General features: G+C 73.7%; 15 protein-coding genes and 1 pseudogene. 7 read left to right on the top strand and 9 right to left on the bottom strand.

Annotated elements, in window-relative coordinates:
• Positions 1-183 precede the first annotated feature (183 nt).
• A complete protein-coding gene (locus tag ACZ3KP_RS28315) occupies positions 184-990 on the bottom strand; it encodes a putative protein N(5)-glutamine methyltransferase (protein WP_467502686.1) in 807 nt (268 codons plus the stop codon).
• 85 nt (positions 991-1,075) lie between these two features.
• On the opposite strand from ACZ3KP_RS28315, the gene ACZ3KP_RS28310 reads away from it, so the two are divergent.
• Positions 1,076-1,519 (top strand): MarR family winged helix-turn-helix transcriptional regulator, encoded by a 444-nt coding sequence (locus ACZ3KP_RS28310; RefSeq protein WP_467502685.1) that lies wholly within the window; start codon positions 1,076-1,078, stop codon positions 1,517-1,519.
• Here ACZ3KP_RS28310 and ACZ3KP_RS28305 read toward each other — a convergent pair.
• Complete coding sequence (locus ACZ3KP_RS28305; RefSeq protein ID WP_358973767.1) at positions 1,480-2,229, bottom strand: GNAT family N-acetyltransferase; 750 nt, start codon at positions 2,227-2,229, stop codon at positions 1,480-1,482. The two genes, ACZ3KP_RS28310 and ACZ3KP_RS28305, sit on opposite strands and share 40 nt — an antisense overlap.
• Complete coding sequence (locus tag ACZ3KP_RS28300) at positions 2,226-3,149, bottom strand: NADP-dependent oxidoreductase (protein WP_467502683.1); 924 nt, start codon at positions 3,147-3,149, stop codon at positions 2,226-2,228. Before ACZ3KP_RS28300 ends, ACZ3KP_RS28305 begins: the two co-directional genes overlap by 4 nt.
• A 327-nt stretch (positions 3,150-3,476) precedes the next feature.
• On the opposite strand from ACZ3KP_RS28300, the gene ACZ3KP_RS28295 reads away from it, so the two are divergent.
• From ACZ3KP_RS28295 to ACZ3KP_RS28280, 4 genes are all read left to right on the top strand, one after another.
• Positions 3,477-4,064 carry an Rv1733c family protein gene (locus tag ACZ3KP_RS28295; RefSeq protein WP_467502681.1) on the top strand — a complete coding sequence of 196 codons (588 nt, stop codon included), beginning with the start codon at positions 3,477-3,479 and terminating at the stop codon, positions 4,062-4,064.
• A gap of 168 nt (positions 4,065-4,232) precedes the next feature.
• The gene (locus ACZ3KP_RS28290) at positions 4,233-5,201 is read left to right on the top strand and encodes an acetylxylan esterase (RefSeq protein WP_358973759.1); all 969 of its coding nucleotides are present in this window, start codon (positions 4,233-4,235) and stop codon (positions 5,199-5,201) included.
• Between the two features lie 121 nt (positions 5,202-5,322).
• Complete coding sequence (locus ACZ3KP_RS28285) at positions 5,323-6,489, top strand: serine hydrolase domain-containing protein (RefSeq protein WP_467502679.1); 1,167 nt, start codon at positions 5,323-5,325, stop codon at positions 6,487-6,489.
• Between the two features lie 152 nt (positions 6,490-6,641).
• Positions 6,642-7,415, top strand: a complete 774-nt coding sequence (locus tag ACZ3KP_RS28280) for a GntR family transcriptional regulator (protein ID WP_467502830.1) — start codon at positions 6,642-6,644, stop codon at positions 7,413-7,415.
• Here the strand turns inward: ACZ3KP_RS28280 and ACZ3KP_RS28275 are convergent.
• Both ACZ3KP_RS28275 and ACZ3KP_RS28270 read right to left on the bottom strand, forming a co-directional pair.
• Positions 7,385-8,134 (bottom strand): class I SAM-dependent methyltransferase, encoded by a 750-nt coding sequence (locus ACZ3KP_RS28275; protein ID WP_467502678.1) that lies wholly within the window; start codon positions 8,132-8,134, stop codon positions 7,385-7,387. The genes ACZ3KP_RS28280 and ACZ3KP_RS28275 overlap by 31 nt on opposite strands.
• A gap of 66 nt (positions 8,135-8,200) precedes the next feature.
• Positions 8,201-9,115, bottom strand: a complete 915-nt coding sequence (locus tag ACZ3KP_RS28270) for a hypothetical protein (protein WP_467502677.1) — start codon at positions 9,113-9,115, stop codon at positions 8,201-8,203.
• A gap of 427 nt (positions 9,116-9,542) precedes the next feature.
• Between ACZ3KP_RS28270 and rho the strand changes: the two genes are divergently transcribed.
• Together rho and ACZ3KP_RS28260 are read left to right on the top strand one after the other, a co-directional pair.
• Positions 9,543-10,691 carry a transcription termination factor Rho gene (gene rho / locus ACZ3KP_RS28265; RefSeq protein ID WP_467502675.1) on the top strand — a complete coding sequence of 383 codons (1,149 nt, stop codon included), beginning with the start codon at positions 9,543-9,545 and terminating at the stop codon, positions 10,689-10,691.
• Positions 10,692-10,804: 113 nt separating this feature from the next.
• A pseudogene (locus ACZ3KP_RS28260) lies at positions 10,805-11,638 on the top strand (D-alanyl-D-alanine carboxypeptidase family protein); the annotation flags it as partial.
• A gap of 89 nt (positions 11,639-11,727) precedes the next feature.
• Here the strand turns inward: ACZ3KP_RS28260 and ACZ3KP_RS28255 are convergent.
• The 4 genes from ACZ3KP_RS28255 to aspA all read right to left on the bottom strand — a co-directional run bounded on the left by ACZ3KP_RS28255 (position 11,728) and on the right by aspA (position 17,033).
• Positions 11,728-13,110, bottom strand: a complete 1,383-nt coding sequence (locus ACZ3KP_RS28255) for a glycosyltransferase 87 family protein (protein ID WP_467502673.1) — start codon at positions 13,108-13,110, stop codon at positions 11,728-11,730.
• Positions 13,107-14,501 (bottom strand): polyprenol phosphomannose-dependent alpha 1,6 mannosyltransferase MptB, encoded by a 1,395-nt coding sequence (gene mptB, locus ACZ3KP_RS28250; RefSeq protein ID WP_467502671.1) that lies wholly within the window; start codon positions 14,499-14,501, stop codon positions 13,107-13,109. Before mptB ends, ACZ3KP_RS28255 begins: the two co-directional genes overlap by 4 nt.
• A 153-nt stretch (positions 14,502-14,654) precedes the next feature.
• Positions 14,655-15,593, bottom strand: a complete 939-nt coding sequence (locus tag ACZ3KP_RS28245) for a glutaminase (protein ID WP_467502670.1) — start codon at positions 15,591-15,593, stop codon at positions 14,655-14,657.
• 36 nt (positions 15,594-15,629) lie between these two features.
• Positions 15,630-17,033, bottom strand: a complete 1,404-nt coding sequence (gene aspA, locus ACZ3KP_RS28240) for an aspartate ammonia-lyase (RefSeq protein WP_467502669.1) — start codon at positions 17,031-17,033, stop codon at positions 15,630-15,632.
• Between the last annotated feature and the right edge of the window lie 63 nt (positions 17,034-17,096).

The following is a 17,096-nucleotide window of genomic DNA, read 5'->3' as shown; positions in this document are numbered from 1 at the left end:
GCCGGGACACCGGCACCGTCCTCGTCGGCGCCGGACGGGCGCGGTCCCGGGCACGGCTGGTTCGGCTCGGACGTCACGAGTGCGGGAACGACGGCAAGCCGACCGCTTCGGCCACGTTCTCGGGCGACTTCCTGGGCAGAGGCCGCGGTGGCATGCGCGGCACCCTTGATCCCGCGCCCGGCGTCACCGCGCGTTCTGCTGGAAGGGAGGCTGGTCGCGGACGCCGATCACGACGTTGGCGCCCAGCTCCTCCGACACCGCGAGGCGGGTGGTCAGGCCGGCGCGGGTGAAGGTGTCGACGGCGGTGTCGGCCTGGCGTTCGCTCGTCTCGACGAGGACGCAGCCGCCCGGCGCCAGCCACTCGGCGGCCCCCGCGACGACCCTGCGCAGCACGTCGAGGCCGTCGCCGCCGCCGTCGAGGGCGACCAGCGGCTCGTGGTCGCGGGCCTCGGCGGGCAGCAGCCCGACCTCCGCACTGGGGACGTAGGGCACGTTGGCCGCGAGGATGCCGATGCGGCCACGCAGGCCGGCGGGCAGGGCGTCGTACAGGTCGCCGGAGTGGGCGTGGCCGCCGTAGGGGGCGATGTTGCGGCGGGCGCAACCGACCGCGGCCGGGTCGATGTCGGCGGCGTGCAGTTCGACGTCGCCGAGGGCGGCGGCGAGGGCCGCGCCGACGGCGCCGGAGCCACAGCACAGATCCACCACGACGGTGGCGCCGGGGACCTGCGCCAGGGCCTGGTCGACCAGGAACTCGGTACGGCGGCGGGGCACGAACACGCCCGGCTCCACCTGGACGCGCAGTCCGTGGAACCCGGCCCAGCCGAGGACGTGTTCGAGCGGCTCTCCGGCGGCCCGCCGCGCCACCATCGCGGCGAGTTCCTGCGGAGTGCGGGCGGTGGCGAGGATCAGGTCCGCCTCGTCCTCGGCGAAGACGCAGCCGGCCGCGCGCAGTGTGGCGGCCACGGTGGTCGGGTCGGTGAGTGAAGTCATCGCCGCGAGCCTATCGGGAGACCGCAGCGGTACGACCCGGTCATCAAGTTGTATTGTGCAACTAGACCGGCGAGGAGGTATTCCCATGACAGCGGCGGAGACGGCCGTCGAGACCATCCAGCGCGAGATGACCGCCTTCGCGCGCCGGGCCCGGGCCTCGGCCGGGCGCATGCACCCCGAGCTGTCGCTGGTGTCGTACACCCTCCTCGGGCACCTGGAGGAGAGCGGCGGCTGCCGGGCGACCGATCTGGCCGCGCACTACGCGCTGGACAAGTCGACCGTCAGCCGGCAGGTGGCGGCGCTGGAGCGGACCCGGCTGATCGAGCGCCGCCTGGACCCGGAGGACCACCGGGTCCAGGTGCTGCACCTCACGCAGGCCGGGCAGGACATCCTCGCCCAGGTCACACACAGCCGCCGGACCGCGTTCCGGGAGCGGCTGGCGGACTGGCCGGAGGAGGACCTGGTCAGGTTCGCCGGGTACCTGGAGCGCTACAACACGGGCGCGTCGGCGGGCACCGGCGCCGGCTGACCGAGCGTCTCGGGCACCCGGGCGGCGATGAAGGCGGTACGGCGGCGCAGGCGGAAGCCCAGCGACTCGTACAGCCGCACGGCCGTGGTGTTCTCGGCGCCGGTGTGCAGGAACGGGGTCTCGCCGCGCTCCCTGATGCCGTGCGCGACGGCACGGATGAGCCGGGTCGCGAGGCCCTCGCCGCGGTGCGCGGGGTCGGTGCAGACCGCGCTGATCTCCGTCCAGCCCGGCGGGTGCAGCCGCTCCCCCGCCATGGCTATCAGCCGGCCCTCGCGGCGGATGCCCAGGTAGGTGCCCATCTCGATGGTGCGGGGCAGGAACGGACCGGGCCGGGTGCGGGCGATCAGGTCGAGTATCTCCGGTACGTCGGCGGGGCCGAGGCGGACGGCCGCCGGCTCCGGGGCGGTCTCCATCCCCTCGTCCACCAGCTGCACTCCGGCGATGTTCATGGTCAGCTCCCAGCCGTCCGGCAGTTCGCCGCGGTAGCCGGGCACACCGACCTCCGCGCCGGGACCGGCGAGGGCGGCGAGATCCGCCCAGTCGGCTGCCTCGGGGCGGTCGGGCAGCGCCAGCCACGGGGAGACGTCGACCGGGTAGCGCAGGACGCGGCCGCGCCGTTCGGCGAAGTGCGCGTGCGGGCCGGTGAGCGAGGCGAGGGCGGGGTTGTCGAGGACGTGCGGGGCGTTCTCGCGGGGGCCGGGGACGCTCATCCGGCGACCTCGATCACGATCTTGCCGCGGGCGTGCCCGTCCTCGACGGCGCGCAGTGCCCGGTCGGCCTGGTCCAGCGGGAAGGTCGCCGACACATGCGGGTCGAGTTCACCGCCCACGACGAGTTCGGCCACCTCGTCCAGGACGGCGGCGGTACGGGCGCGCTCGACGCGGGCGCCGCCCAGGGCGGCGACAGTCTCGGGCGCGGCCCCGGCGGTGATCAGCCTGGTGCGGTCGGCGAGCAGGCCGGCCGCCTCGGCGAGCACCTCGCCGCCGACCAGGTCGTAGACGCCGTCCACGCCGTCGGGTGCGGCGGCCTGCACCCGCTCGACGAGGCCGGGCCCGGAGGGCACGTGCACGGCGCCCAGCGACTCGACGAACTCCTTCTTCGCCTCGCTCGCCAGGCCCACCACCCGCAGACCCCACGCGCGGGCGATCTGCACGGCCGCCGCGCCGACCCCGCCGCCCGCCCCGGTGACCAGCAGGGTGGCTCCCTCGGGCAGGTCGAGCTGGCGCACCCCGTCGTAGGCGGTGGCCGCGGCGACCGGCAGGGTGGCGGCGTCGGTGAACGACAGGGCGGCGGGCTTCCGGGCGGTCACGGCCGCCGGCAGCACGGCGTGCTCGGCGAACGCACCGCCGACCGTGTTGCCGAAGACCTCGTCGCCGACGGCGAACCCGGTCACGCCCTCGCCGAGTTCCTCGACGACACCGGCGGCCTCACTCCCGAGGACGACCGGGAACACGGGCTCGGCGGCACCGGGCCGGCGCATACCTCCCCGCAGCTTCCAGTCGACGGGGTTCACCCCCGCCGCGCGCACCGCGATCAGCAGCTCGCCGGGGCCGGGGCCGGGCCGGTCCACGTCGGCGAAGGCCTCGGTCTCGGGCCCGCCGTGCCTGGTGTAGACGTACGCCTTGGTCATCGTGTTTCCTCGCTCTCTGGTGCAGTCACCGGTGTCCCGGTAGCGGCACTCGCGCCAAGGATGTGTGCGGGGCGGCTATTCCCGCACGCGGGGATCGTTCACACGGCCGCAATGATCCGGGGGGGGGGATGACCTGGACCGGAGCGCCGCGGCGCAGTGGCGCGGTGCGGTGGCGCGGCGCAGTGGCGCGGTGGTGTGGCGAACGGCCGCGGCGTGTGCCGTACGGGGTACCAGACCCCTGTGGACGCTCACGCGCGGGCGGGGCACGCTGGGAGCTGGGGACCGGTGGTCCGGCCCGTCGGCTCCTGTGGCGGCGAGGAGGTCGGCATGCGTACCCGGGTGCACGGCTGGCGTTGGCGGCAGAACCCGCTGCGGCGCAGGTCGGACATGGTGGAGGCGTGGATCGCGCTGGTCGTCGCGGTCCTGCTGTGCGCGGGCGCGCCCCTCGCGGGAGCAGTGGCGGGACTGTGGGCGCACGGCCAGGCGCGAGCGGTGGCCCTGGCGGAGCGCGCCGAGCGGCACCGGGTCCGCGCGGTGGTGGTCGGCAACGTCCCCGAGCAGTTGCCCTCGGTGCAGGGCGGCGACGCGGACCACGCCTACCAGGCGGACGTCCGCTGGATCGTGCCCGGGAAGGGCGCCCGCACCGCCCTCGCGCGGGTGCCCGGCGGGGCCAGGGGCGGCGACGTGGTGGACGTCTGGTTCGACCGGCGGGGGCACGGGGTCGCCCCGCCGCCGAGCGAGGTCGCCGTCTGGCAGCACACGGTCACGGTGGGCCTGTGCGGGGCGGGCGGCGCGGCGGCCGTGGTGCTGCTCGGTCACGGCATCGTCCGCCGGGTGGCGCTGCGGCACCGGCTCGCCGAGTGGGAGCAGGAGTGGGCACGCACCGGCCCGGACTGGACCCGCGGGCGCGCCTGACCCAGGCGCCGCCCCTTGGAGCTCCGCGCCGCCGTGCGCGAGGCGCGCCGCGGGCCCGTGACCAGGGGGTCGGCCGCCGCCCGTGGCGTCCCCGCGCTCTGGCGAGCGCTCGGGCCGCCCGCGTACGGTGTGATCATCCGCACCTTCCCTTCACCAAGGCGGTTGTTGATGGCCCTGTTCGACCTTCCTCTCGACGAGTTGCGCGACCACCGCAGTGCGTCGGTGGCGCCCGACGACTTCGACGCCTTCTGGTCCAAGACGCTCCAGGAGGCCCGTGAGCACGATCTCGACGCCCGCTTCGAGCCGGTCGACACCGGGCTGTCCACGGTCGACGTCTACGACGTGACGTTCGCCGGGTTCGGCGGTCACCCGGTCAAGGGCTGGCTGCGGCTGCCGGCCGGCGCCGGCGAACCGCTGCCGCTGGTCGTGGAGTTCATCGGCTACGGCGGCGGACGCGGGCTGCCGCACGAGAACCTGCTGTGGGCCTCGACCGGCCGGGCGCACTTCGTGATGGACACCCGCGGCCAGGGCAGCGCCTGGGGCGGCGGGGGCGGCACCGCCGACCCGGTGGGCGGTGCGCCCGCGTACCCGGGGTTCATGACCCGCGGTGTCGACGCGCCCGAGAACTACTACTACCGGCGGGTGTACACGGACGCCGTCCGGGCGGTGGAGGCGGCGCGCTCGCACCCGCTGACCGACGCGGCGCGGACCGTGGCGCTCGGCGCGAGCCAGGGCGGGGGGATCACCATCGCGGTCGGCGGTCTGGTCCCGGACCTCGCCGCGGTCGCCCCGGACGTGCCGTTCCTGTGCGACTTCCCGCGGGCCACCACGCTGACGGACCGTCACCCGTACCGGGAGATCGGTCTGTTCCTGAAGACCCACCGCGGCCGCTCGGCCGACGTCCAGCGCACCCTCTCCTACTTCGACGGTGTGCACTTCGCGGCGCGCGGCCGGGCCCCGGCGCTGTTCTCGGCGGCCCTGGAGGACCAGACCTGCCCGCCGTCCACGGTCTTCGCGGCGTTCAACGCCTGGGCGCACGAGGACAAGGCCATCGAGGTGTACGACTTCAACGACCACGAGGGCGGCGGCCCGTACCACGAGGCGGCGAAGGTGCGCTGGCTGCGTTCGTACGCCTGAACGCAAGGGCCCGGGAGGCCGGGCCCGTCCTCGGTCTTCCCTCCGGTCCGACCAGTCGGTACGTTCTGGTCGCCCGGGCCGCAGCGTCGCGGCCCGGGGTACGGCGTACGACGGAGGGCGCATGTCCGAGCACGAGACACAGGTCCAGGGTCACTGCGCACCGCGCTTCACGGCGGTGCGCAAGGCGTTCGAGGAGAACTTCCGGGACCGGGAGGAGCTGGGCGCCGCCGTCACGGTGACGGTCGGCGGCGAGACGGTGGTGGACCTGTGGGGCGGCTGGGCCGATCCGGCGCGGACCCGGCCGTGGGAGCGGGACACCCTGGTCAACGTCTGGTCCACGACCAAGGGGCCGGTGGCCCTGTGCGCGCACATCCTGGCCGACCGGGGGCTGCTGGACCTCGACGCGCCGGTGGCCGCGTACTGGCCCGAGTTCGCGGCGGCGGGCAAGGAGCGGGTCCTCGTCCGCCATCTGCTGTCGCACCGCGCCGGCCTGTCCGGTTTGCGTGAGCGGCACTCCCTCCAGCAGCTGTACGACTGGGAGTTGACGACCGCGCGGCTGGCGGCGACGGAGCCCTGGTGGGAGCCGGGGACCAGGTCCGGGTACCACGCGCTGACCTACGGCTTCCTGGTCGGCGAGGTGGTGCGGCGGGTGTCGGGGCTGCTGCCGGGGGCGTTCCTGGCGCGGGAGGTGACCGGACCGCTGGGGATCGACTTCACCGTCGGGCTGCCGGAGAAGGAGTCCGGTCGGGCGGCCGAGCTGACCCATCCGCGGGTCGTTTCGGACAGTGAACAGGCGGCTGTCTTCAGCCAGTTGGCACCGGCCGCGGTGGCGGCCCTCGCCAACCCGGGGGTGGGGGCGTCGGCGGCGAACACCCCCGAGTGGCGGGCGGCCGAGATCCCGGCGGCCAACGGGCACGGCACCGCACGGGCGGTCGCCGCACTGTACGGCGTGTTCGCGGGCCGGGGCGCGTACGGCGGTCTGCGCCTGCTGTCCCCCGAGGCCGCCGAACGGGCGCGCGAGGGGCAGGGCAGCTGCCGCGACCTGGTGCTCGGGGCCGGTTTCGAGCACGAGACCGAGGTCGCGCTCGGGCTGTGGCTGAGCGGCGCGAACGGCTCGTACGGGCCGAACCCGCGGGCCGTCGGACACGACGGCTTCGGCGGCTCCTGCGGGCTGGCCGACCCGGAGGCGGGCGTCTCGCTCGGGTACGTCATGAACCGCATGGGACCGCGGATCGCGGACGACCCGCGCAAGACGGCCCTGGTGGCCGCGGTGTACGCGAGCCTGTGAGGCCGGTGCTCGGCGAGGCCGCGCGGTTTCGGCCGAATCCCGCGGGCCACCCTTCCCTGATGGTTTAGACCAATGCTAGATGTGGTCGCGCACCGAATCCGCACGGCTACGTCTTGTCATCCACAGGAGGCCGCGGCATGGCCCGCACCGGCATGACCCGCACCATCCCGCACGACCGTCCCGAGATCGAACCCGGCAGCCACCCCGGCAGCGAGGGGCATCCCCTGTACTGGCGGATCGCGACACGGCTCCTCGGCGAGCTGCACGACGGCACCGTCCCCCCGGGCGAACGGCTGCCGTCGGAGCGGGATTTGGCCCGGCACTTCGGAGTCAGCCGGGAGACCGTCCGGCAGGCGCTGGAGGTACTGCGGCGCAGCGGACTGGTCGCCACCGACCGGCGGGGCAGTCACGCCGCGCTGCCCGGCCGTCCGGTGGAGCGGCCGGTCTGCCTGGCCTTCCCGGTGGGCGCCGGGACCGTGGACCATGGTGCGGTGGACCGGACCACCGTGACCTGGGAGGAGCCGCCGCCCGAGCACGCGGCGGCGCTCGGACTGTGCCCGCACCGGCCGACCCTGGTGCACCGCTACGAGTCCGCGACACCCGACGGCCGGGCCCTGCGCACCGCCGTCACCTCCTTCTCGGCGGTGGCCCTGACCGAGGTCGAGGAACTGGGCCGGTACCGGGACCGGGCCGACGGCACCGCCGCCACCACCGCGCAACTGCGCCGCGCCTACGACTGGATGCGCAAGGCGGGCCTGGCCCTGCACCACCGGGACTCGATCACCCAGGTCGCCGACGCGGCCACGGTCCGGGTGACCCGCCGGGTGCACGACCAGTACGCCCGCCCACTGGAGATCACCGACCTGGTGGTGGACGCCCAGCAGGACATGCTGGTCTACGAGTTCACGGTGCCCGCCGTGGACTGACCCCGGCGGCCCACGACCAGCCGGGCGCGCGGGCTGCCGTCGTCACGGGCGCCGAGCCCGGGCAGCGCGTACAGGTCGGTCACGAACCCCGCCCGCGCCAGCTCGCCCAGCACGTCGCCGAGCCGGAAGGCCCGGTAGTACATGACGAACGGCGGCCGCCACAGGGCGTTGCGCACCCGCATCACGGCGTCGAAGCCGAGCAGCGTCCAGAACGCGGGGCTGCCGGGGCGGGGCGGCGCCACCACCGGGAAGGCGAAGGTGCCGCCCGGTCGCAGCACCGAGTGGACCTGGCCGAAGAGGCCGGGCAGCTCCCGGGGCAGGAAGTGACCGAACGCGCCGAAGCTGACGACCAGGTCGAAGGCCGGCCCGAACGGCAGCGCCCGGGCGTCGGCCCGCACCCAGGTGACGTCGGGACCGTCGGGCGGGGGCAGCCGCCGGGCGACGTCGAGCATGCCGGCGCTGAAGTCGACGCCCGTGACCGTTCTCCGGCACACCTGGGCCAGCACGTCCAGACCGGCGCCGGTGCCGCAGCACAGGTCGAGACCGTCCGCGAACGGGCCGAGCGGGGCGAGCACCTTCGCGACCGACTCCAGGACCGGGTCCGGCGTCCGGAAGGGGGTGTGGTCGAACTTCGGGGCCAGCAGGTCGTAGCCGCGCTCGACCGAGGACAGCGCCTGCACGGCGAGTTCTCGGGGACTCGGTCCTTCGGGGCTGAACATCCGGCCAGCCTACGGGAAGCACGGTCACCGCGGCGTCGACGGCGGCTTCTCCGCCAGGTCTGAGCGTCAGCCCTTGAGCTGTTCCAGCGTGGACTTGGTGTCGGTCTTCAGCCAGCCCGTCACGTCGCCCAGCGCCGGCGGGTTCGTGTCGCTCTCGTACGACGAGAGGTACACGCTGTAGCTCATCGTGTACGTCATCCAGCCGTCCCGCACCGCGAGTGTCGCGTACCGCGAGCCGCTGGTGGTGGAGCCGCTGCTGGTGTCCTGGGTCACCAGATAGGCCTCGTCGCCCATACCCCGCACCGGCGTCACGTCGTAATCGGTGTGGCTGTCGCCGTAGTTCTTCCAGGTGGCGGTGAACTCCGGTCCCGGGTCGGTCTTCTTGTGCAGGTCGACCTGCATGGACAGATAGGCGTCCGCGTACGTGGACCCGGTCTTCTTGAGGGTGAGACTGCAGGAACTCTCGTCCAGGGCCGGGTCCTTCAGGGTGTTCTTGGTCGGGGCCGAGTCGTCGACCGGGTACTCGTCCTTGAACGACGAGTAGTCCGCGCCCGAGCACAGGTTCGCGGGCGCCTGGTAGCCGCGCAGGTCGGCGGCGGTCCCGAAGCCGCCGGTCAGGAAGAGGCCGCCCGCCCAGGCGGCGGAGGCGGCCACCGCGCCCACGACGGCCCACAGCACCGCTCTTCCGGCGGCGCCGCTGCGGCCGGCCGGCGGCGGGTAGCCGTAACCGGGCGGTCCGGCATAGGGGTTGGCCGGTGTCGGCGGTGCGGGCTGGTTGACGAGGGTCGGCTGGGCGTAGGGGTTCGGCGGGGGCGGCGACTGCGGGTTCGGGTACGGGTAGGCGGTCGGCTGCGGCGGCGCCACGGGCGGCTGGGGGGCGGCGGGGTCGGACTGCTGCGGGGCGGCGGGTCCGGGCTGCTCCGGGGCGGCAGGTTCGGGCTGTTGAGGTGAGGCGGGCGGCTGTTGCGGTGGCGTGGACATGTCGTGAAGATAAGGCATAACCCGACATCAAGTCCCGTGCCCGGCAGAACTGTTGTCACATCATGACCGCGAATCCACCCCGCGGTCCGCGACCCGTACCGGCACCGCCCGCATTGACCACGGCGAGCGGACCGGCCGGGAATATCGGTGCCCGGCATCATGTTGACGCTGCCGGAACCGTGGGTATAGTGCGGTCAGCACATACGGTCGTCCGGCATCGGGCGCCGTGTGCGGTTCCCTTCCACCGGCCCTGCCGTCCGTCGCTCAGCGACCGGCCGCCGGCTCCTCCGCACCACCTCGTGACCAGGGTTTCCATGCCGTTCCCGAGGTGCCGTTCCCGCCGCCCGGAGGCCTGCGTGTACGCCCTCCCGCTCGCGGCCCACTCCCCCTTCCTGCCATGTCCTCCGTCCTCGAAAGGACCCCTCTCATGACCACCACACTCGAACCTCCCGTACAGCAGCAGGCGCAGCCCGCCACCCGTCCCGTCAGCGGTGTCCTCGACATCGACGCGGCCGGCAAGGGGCAGCTGCGGGCGCCGAGCTGCCTGCCCTCCCCCGGCGACCCGCAGGTCTCCCCCGCCCTGATCCGCCGTCACGGCCTGCGCCGGGGCGACCTCGTCGAGGGCGTCCGGGGCGACCGGCGCACGCTGACCGAGGTCACGCGCGTCAACGGCCGTCACCCTGAGGAACTGCGCGGCCGGCCCCACTTCCGCGACCTGACCCCGCTGCACCCGAACGAGCGCATCCGCCTGGAGCATCCGGCGGCCGGGCTCGCCGGACGGGTCGCCGACCTGTTCACGCCCGTCGGCAAGGGGCAGCGCGGCCTGATCGTGGCCCCGCCGAAGACCGGCAAGACCGTGCTGCTCCAGCAGTTCGCGGCCGCCGTCGCCGGCAACCACCCCGAGGCCCATCTGATGGTGCTGCTGCTGGACGAGCGCCCCGAGGAAGTCACCGACATGCGGCGCTCGGTGCGCGGCGAGGTGTACGCCTCCACCTTCGACCGGCCCGCCAAGGAGCACATCGCGCTCGCCGAACTCGTCGTCGAGCGCGCCAAGCGGCTCGTCGAGGACGGCAAGGACGTCGTCATCCTGCTCGACTCGCTGACGCGGCTGTGCCGGGCCCACAACAACGCGGCCGCTTCCAACGGACGTACGCTCAGCGGCGGTGTCGACGCCGGCGCACTGCTCGGCCCCAAGCGGTTCTTCGGCGCCGCCCGCAAGGCCGAGGAGGGCGGCTCGCTCACCATCCTCGCCACCGTCCTGGTGGACACCGGTTCGCGGGCCGACGGCTACTTCTTCGAGGAGCTGAAGAGCACCGGCAACATGGAGCTGCGCCTGGACCGCGAGCTTGCCTCCCGGCGGGTGTTCCCCGCGCTGGACATCGCCCCCTCCGGTACCCGCCGCGAGGAACTCCTCCTCGCCCCGGCCGAGTTGGCCGTCGTCCACGGACTGCGCCGGGCGCTGCAGGGCCGGGAGGGCACGCCGGGCGGCCTGGAGACACTCCTGCAGCGGATGCGGGAGACCCCGGACAACGTCACCTTCCTGCGCCGGGTCCAGCCGACCCTGCCGGCGGGCTGACGCCTCGCGTCGGGCCGACGCGGGACGCCCCGTGTGCGGCATCCGGGTTGCTCCGCGCGTCCATCCGGCCCAGGCCACGCGCCGTAGGGCGCCACCCTTCCTACGTTGATCGTATGACGATCGGATTGACTGACCGATTTCCGCGCCGGGCGACGGTGGCCACCTGCGCCCTCTGCCTGGCCGGGCTGCTGGCACTGGCACCCGCCACGGCCGCCGCGGAGGCCACCGCGCCCGCCCCGGCGTCGGCGGTGCCCGGGCCGGCGCTGCTCTACCGCTCCGGCGTCCAGGTCCGGCCGCACGCGGGGGCACCCGCGGTCCCGGACGTCTCCGCGCTCTCCTGGCTGGTGGCCGACGCGGACAGCGGCCAGGTGCTGGCGGCGCACGAGGCACACCGCAGGCTGCCGCCCGCCAGCACGCTGAAGACCCTGTTCGCGCTCACCGTGCTGCCGGTGCTGCCCGCCGGCCTGGAGCACCGGGTGACCTCCGCGGAACTGGCGGACGTCGAGGAGGGCAGCAGCCTGGTCGGCGTCGAGGAGGGACACACCTACCGGGTGGCGGACCTGTGGCGGGGCGTCTTCCTCAGCTCGGGCAACGACGCCGTGCACGTCCTGGCCGCGCTCGACGGCGGCTGGGAGCGCACCGTCACCCTGATGCAGAGCAAGGCCCGCTCCCTGGGCGCCCTGGACACGCAGGTGGAGTCCCCCGACGGCTACGACGCACCGGGCCAGGTCTCCTCGGCCTACGATCTGGCAGTGTTCGGCCGGGCCGGGCTGCGCAATCCCGACTTCGCCCGCTACTGCTCCACCGCCGAGGCCCGGTTCCCGGCCGGCAGGGGCTGGTCGTTCGGCATCGAGAACACCAACCGGCTGCTGACCGGTGAGGACGGCGTCGAGCGGTACCCCGGCATGATCGGGATCAAGAACGGCTACACCAGCAACGCCGGCAACACCCTGGTCGCCGCCGCCCGACGGGGCGGCCGGACCCTGGTGGTGACCGTGCTGAACCCCCAGGACGGCGGGGTGTACGACGAGGCCCGTCAACTGCTCGACTGGGGCTTCGGCGCGGCCGGACGGGTCGATCCGGTCGGCTCGCTGGCCGCGCTGCGACCCGCCCCGCGGCCGGGTCCGAGCACCGTGCCGATGGCGGCGGACACGGCACCGGGGAACGGCTCCGGCTGGCCGGACGCGGCCCTCGTCCTGGCGTGCGCGGCACTCGGCGCGGGGGCGGTGACCCTGGCGGCGCGGCTCAGGGGCGACCGCGCCGGCCGGTCCGAGGGCTCCGGCCGGTCCGAGGGCTCCGGTCCGACCGGCCGCGGCTGACCCGTCGGCAGGCCGCACAGCAGGCCCAGCGTGACCCAGGTGTAGAGGTTGCCGCCGAGGAAGCCGTCGATGCCGGACGCGTCGTCGACCCACAGCCACACCACGCTGGTGCACATCACCGCGTACAGGGCGCCCGCGATCCGCGGGTACCCGGCGCGGGACAGGACCACGAACGACGGCAGCACCCACACCAGGTGGTGCACCCAGGTGATGGGGCTGACCAGGCAGGCGGCGAGGCCGGTGAGCGCGAAGGCCGCCGTCCAGTCCCCGGCGGCCACCGCCCTGCGGGTCCGCCACCCCCACACGGCCAGCGTGAGCAGGACGACGATCGCCCACAGCGGCTTGTCCGGATGACCGAGCCGGGCCAGCACGCCCTGGAGCGACTGGTTGGACACGTAGTCGAGCCGGCCGACCCGACCGGTGTCCCACAGCGCCCGTGTCCAGTAGAAGCGGGACGCCCCCGGGTCGGCCCAGGCGGCGAGCCCGGTGGCCGCGAGCGTCACGGCCGTGGCCGTCGCCGCCGCCCGCCATCTGCGGGCGAGCAGCAGCATGCCGATGAACAGCGCGGGCGTCAGCTTCACCGCGGCGGCGAGCCCGATCCCGGCACCCGCCCAGCGGCCCCGGCCGCTGCGCAGCAGACAGCAGTCGGCAAGGACCAGGGCGAGCAGTACCAGGTTCACCTGGCCGAAGCTGAAGGTGTCCCGCAGCGGCTCGAACAGCGCCAGCGCGCACAGCGCCAGCGCCCAGCGGTACCAGCCCAGACGCCGCCAGCCGGGCCCGGCCAGGACGCGCAGCACGAACGCCAGCGCGGCCAGGTTGAGCAGCAGGGAGGCCGCGATGGCCGGCCGCAGCCCCACCAGTGCCATGGGCAGCATGCCGAGCGCGGCGAACGGCGGATAGGTGAAGCCGTACTCGGTGCCGGGCACCCGGTAGTCGTAGATCCGGCCGCCGTGGTGCACCCAGGTGTGCACGGTGCCGTAGTAGACGCGCAGGTCGAACCAGTCGCGCAGCAGCGGCACGGTGGCCGTGAACACGGTCACGGCGGCGACGAGCACCACGACCAGGAGCAGCCTGCCCCGCTCGGTCCGCGGCCCCCTCATGCCGTACGTCCCAGCGCCGGGGCCTGCGCCGCCTGGTGGGCCTGCCAGAGCACGACCACGCCGAGCACCCCGCCCAGGACGGCGAGGACCAGCTGGCCGGCGTCGGCGGGACCGCCGCTGGGCAGGACCGCGAGGGCGAGCACGCCGGTGACGGCGGCCACCCGGTGCCGTACCGAGGTGCTGGGTGCCGCCGCGGCTATGAGGAAGAGGCCCCAGAGGGCGTACCAGGGGCGGATCGCAGGACCGAAGGCGGCGACCGCGGCGAGGCTGAGGCCGAGGGCGTAGACCGGGCGGGGCCGCAGGCGGACCCAGATCAGCAGGACGGTCAGCGCGGTCAGCGCCAGCCCGAGCAGGTGCCAGGCGGGCACGGCCAGCGGCGCCAGGGAGCTGCCGAAGTGTTCGAGGATCCGGCCCGTGACCCGGCCGAGCAGGCTGCTGAGCGCCCAGTTGTGCGGGGAGACAGGAGTGTCGAGGGCACTGATCCAGCCGTAGCCCGTCCCGGCGAGGGCGGTCGCGACCACGGTCGTGGCCCCGGAGGCGGCGGCCGTCAGCAGGGTGGCCCGCGCCGGGCTGCGGCCCCTGCGCGCCTGTACGACGACGATCGCGAGCAGCCCGAGCGCGGCGGGCGCCTTCACCAGCGCCGCGAGCGTGACCAGCACGGCTCCCAGGACCGGCCACCGGCCGAGCGCCGCGACCAGGCCCAGGCCGAGCAGACCGAGCATGATCGCGTCGTTGTGGGCGCCCGCCACCAGGTGCAGCAGCACCAGCGGATTGAGGGCGCCGAGCCAGAGGGCGGCGGCCGGGTCGGCGCCGCTGTGCCGGGCGAGCCGGGGCAGGGCGGCCGCCATCAGGCCGACGCCGAGCAGCGCCACCAGCCGCATCCCGAAGAGCCCGGCGGGGAGCTGGCCGCGGGTTAGTCCGGACAGCAGTGAGGCCACGCCCATGAACGCGGGGCCGTACGGGGCGGCGGTGTTCTGCCACACCGGCGCGACCTCGTCGGCGAGCGGGCCGCCGAGCTGCGCGGGGCCCGAGGTGTAGACGTCCATGTGGGCGTCGACCATCGCGCCCTGGGCGAGGTAGCTGTACACGTCCCGGCTGAAGAGCGGCGGTGCGAGCAGCAGCGGAGTCGCCCAGACGGCGAGCACCAGCAGCAGCCGGCGCGGGGTGGGCGGGTCGGCGCTGCGCACCAGGCGGCCGAGGAGCAGCCAGGCCGCGATCAGCAGGACGACGCCGAAGTAGACGCCGACCAGGCCGAACGCCGCCTGTACGGAGCCCGGTGCGAGCAGGTCCGCCACGGGCAGGGCGCCGGCCGTCTCACCTCCCAGGGCGAGGAAGGCGGTGCCGGCCAGGCCGAGTACCTGGCAGCGGCGTAGATCGACGGGAAAAGCCATGGCCAACACTGGGTCAGCGTGGCAAGGGTGGGTTGCCGTTGGGCGACGGCATGCTTTCCCGGGGGCGGCCCGGTTGTTACCGGTGAGTGGTGCGTTGCCGGGACGCTCCGCACCCGGGCGACGAGAGTTCTGCCTCCAGAACCTCTGGAACCTCTAGAACACCGACAGGCCCGTGAGGGTCGTGAATCTGTCCAGCGCCGCCACTCCCGCCACCGAGTTGCCCCGTTCGTCCAGGCCGGGGCTCCACACGCACAGCGTGCAACGGCCCGGCACCACCGCGATGATCCCGCCCCCGACCCCGCTCTTGCCCGGCAGCCCGACCCGGTAGGCGAAGTCGCCGGCCGCGTCGTACGTGCCGCAGGTCAGCATCACCGCGTTGACCTGCTTGGCCTGGCTTTTGGTGAGGAGGCGGGTGCCGTCGGCGCGGATGCCGTGGCGGGCCAGGAAGGTGGTGGCCAGCGCGAGGTCGGCGCAGGAGGCGGCGACGGAGCACTGCCGGAAGTACTGGTCGAGGAGGACCGGGATCTCGTTGTCGATGTTGCCGTAGGACGCCATGAAATGGGCGAGTGCGGCGTTGCGGTCGCCGTGCTGGGACTCGGAGGCGGCGACCTCCTTGTCGAAGTCCAGGGAGGGGTTGCCGCTCTCCGCCCGCAGGAAGCCCAGGAGCTCGCCGGCCGCGTCGCCGGTACGGGTCTGGAGGCGGTCGGTGACGACCAGGGCGCCCGCGTTGATGAAGGGGTTGCGCGGGATGCCGTTCTCGTACTCCAGCTGGACCAGGGAGTTGAAGGGGTTGCCGGAGGGTTCGCGGCCGACGTGTTCCCAGAGTTCGTCGCCCTCGCGGGCCAGGTCGAGGGCGAGGGTGAAGACCTTGGTGATGGACTGCGTGGAGAACGGCTGCCGCCAGTCGCCGACGCCGTAGACCGTGCCGTCCAGCTCGGCCACGGCCATGCCGAAGCTGCGGGGATCGCAGGCCGCGAGCGCCGGGATGTAGTCGGCAGTCCGGCCGCGTCCCGGGGTGCGGCCTATTTCCTCGGCTATGCGCTCCAGGACCGGCAGGAAGGCGGGGGACGACGTCGTTGTCATGATCACCATTGTGCCTCCGGGCCGGTCCTGGTGCGTACGCGCAGGTCAGGCGAGCGACGACCCGGTGCCGGCGACGACCTCGGGACGCAGCAGGTCGGCAAGCCGCTCGGCCGGCAACAGACCCTTCTCCAGTACCAGTTCGGCGACACCGCGGCCGCTGGCGAGGGCCTCCTTGGCGATGTCGGTGGCCGCCGTGTACCCGATGTGCGGGTTGAGGGCGGTGACCAGGCCGATGGAGTTCTCGACGGTCGCGCGCAGCACCTCGGTGTTGGCGGTGATGCCGTCGACGCAGCGTTCGGCCAGCGTGAGGCAGGCGTTGCGCAGATGCGTGATGCTCTCCGACAGGGAGTGCAGGATGATCGGCTCGAACGCGTTGAGCTGGAGCTGCCCCGCCTCGGCGGCCATGGTGATGGCCACGTCGTTGCCGATCACCTCGAAGGCGACCTGGTTGACGACCTCCGGGATCACCGGGTTGACCTTGCCGGGCATGATCGACGAGCCGGCCTGCACCGGCGGCAGGTTGATCTCCCCGAGCCCGGCCCTCGGCCCGGAGGACAGCAGCCGCAGGTCGTTGCAGCCCTTGCTGAGCTTGACCGCGATCCGCTTGAGCACGCCGGACATCTGGACGAAGGCACCGCAGTCCTGGGTCGCCTCGACCAGGTTGGCGGCGGTGACCAGGGGCAGTCCGGTGATCTCGGCGAGGTGACGGCGGGCCGACTCGGCGTATCCGGCGGGCGCGTTGAGCCCCGTGCCGATGGCGGTGGCGCCGAGGTTGATCTCGTGGATGAGCTCGACGGCCTCGGCGAGCCGGCTGCGGTCCTCGTCGAGCATCACGGCGAAGGTGGAGAACTCCTGCCCGAGCGTCATGGGCACCGCGTCCTGCAACTGCGTACGGCCCATCTTCAGCACGTCACGGAACTCGACGGCCTTGCGTCCGAAGGAGTCCTGCAGCACGGCCATCGCCCGCAGCAGCCCGCGCACCGCGAACACGGTCGCTATCTTGACGGCGGTCGGGTAGACGTCGTTGGTCGACTGCCCCAGGTTGACGTCCTCGTTGGGGTGCAGGTACCGGTACTCCCCCTTCCGGTGCCCCATCAACTCCAGTGCCCGGTTGGCGACGACCTCGTTGGCGTTCATGTTCGTCGACGTACCGGCACCGCCCTGGATGACGTCGACGACGAACTGGTCGTGCAGCTTGCCGCCGCGGATCTCCCGGCAGGCGGCGACGATGGCGGCCGCCTTCTCGGGCGTCAGCAGCCCCAGTTCCTCGTTGGCGAGGGCGGCGGCCTCCTTGACGGCGGCGAGGGCCTCGATCAGATGCGGGTACGCGGAGATCGCCATACCGGTGATCGGAAAGTTCTCGGTCGCCCGCAGGGTGTGCACACCCCAGTACGCGTCGACGGGTACATCCCGGTCACCGAGCAGATCGTGTTCGCTGCGACTGGTCATGGGTTCCTGTTCCAAAAGAGTGAGGGTAAAGCGCCCCGTAAGGGGCGCGGGGCGTTATTGATA

This window comes from Streptomyces sp. NPDC020958 (genome assembly GCF_055562175.1).
Note: the sequence above shows the minus strand (reverse complement) of the source record. Positions and strands in the feature narration are given on the sequence as shown.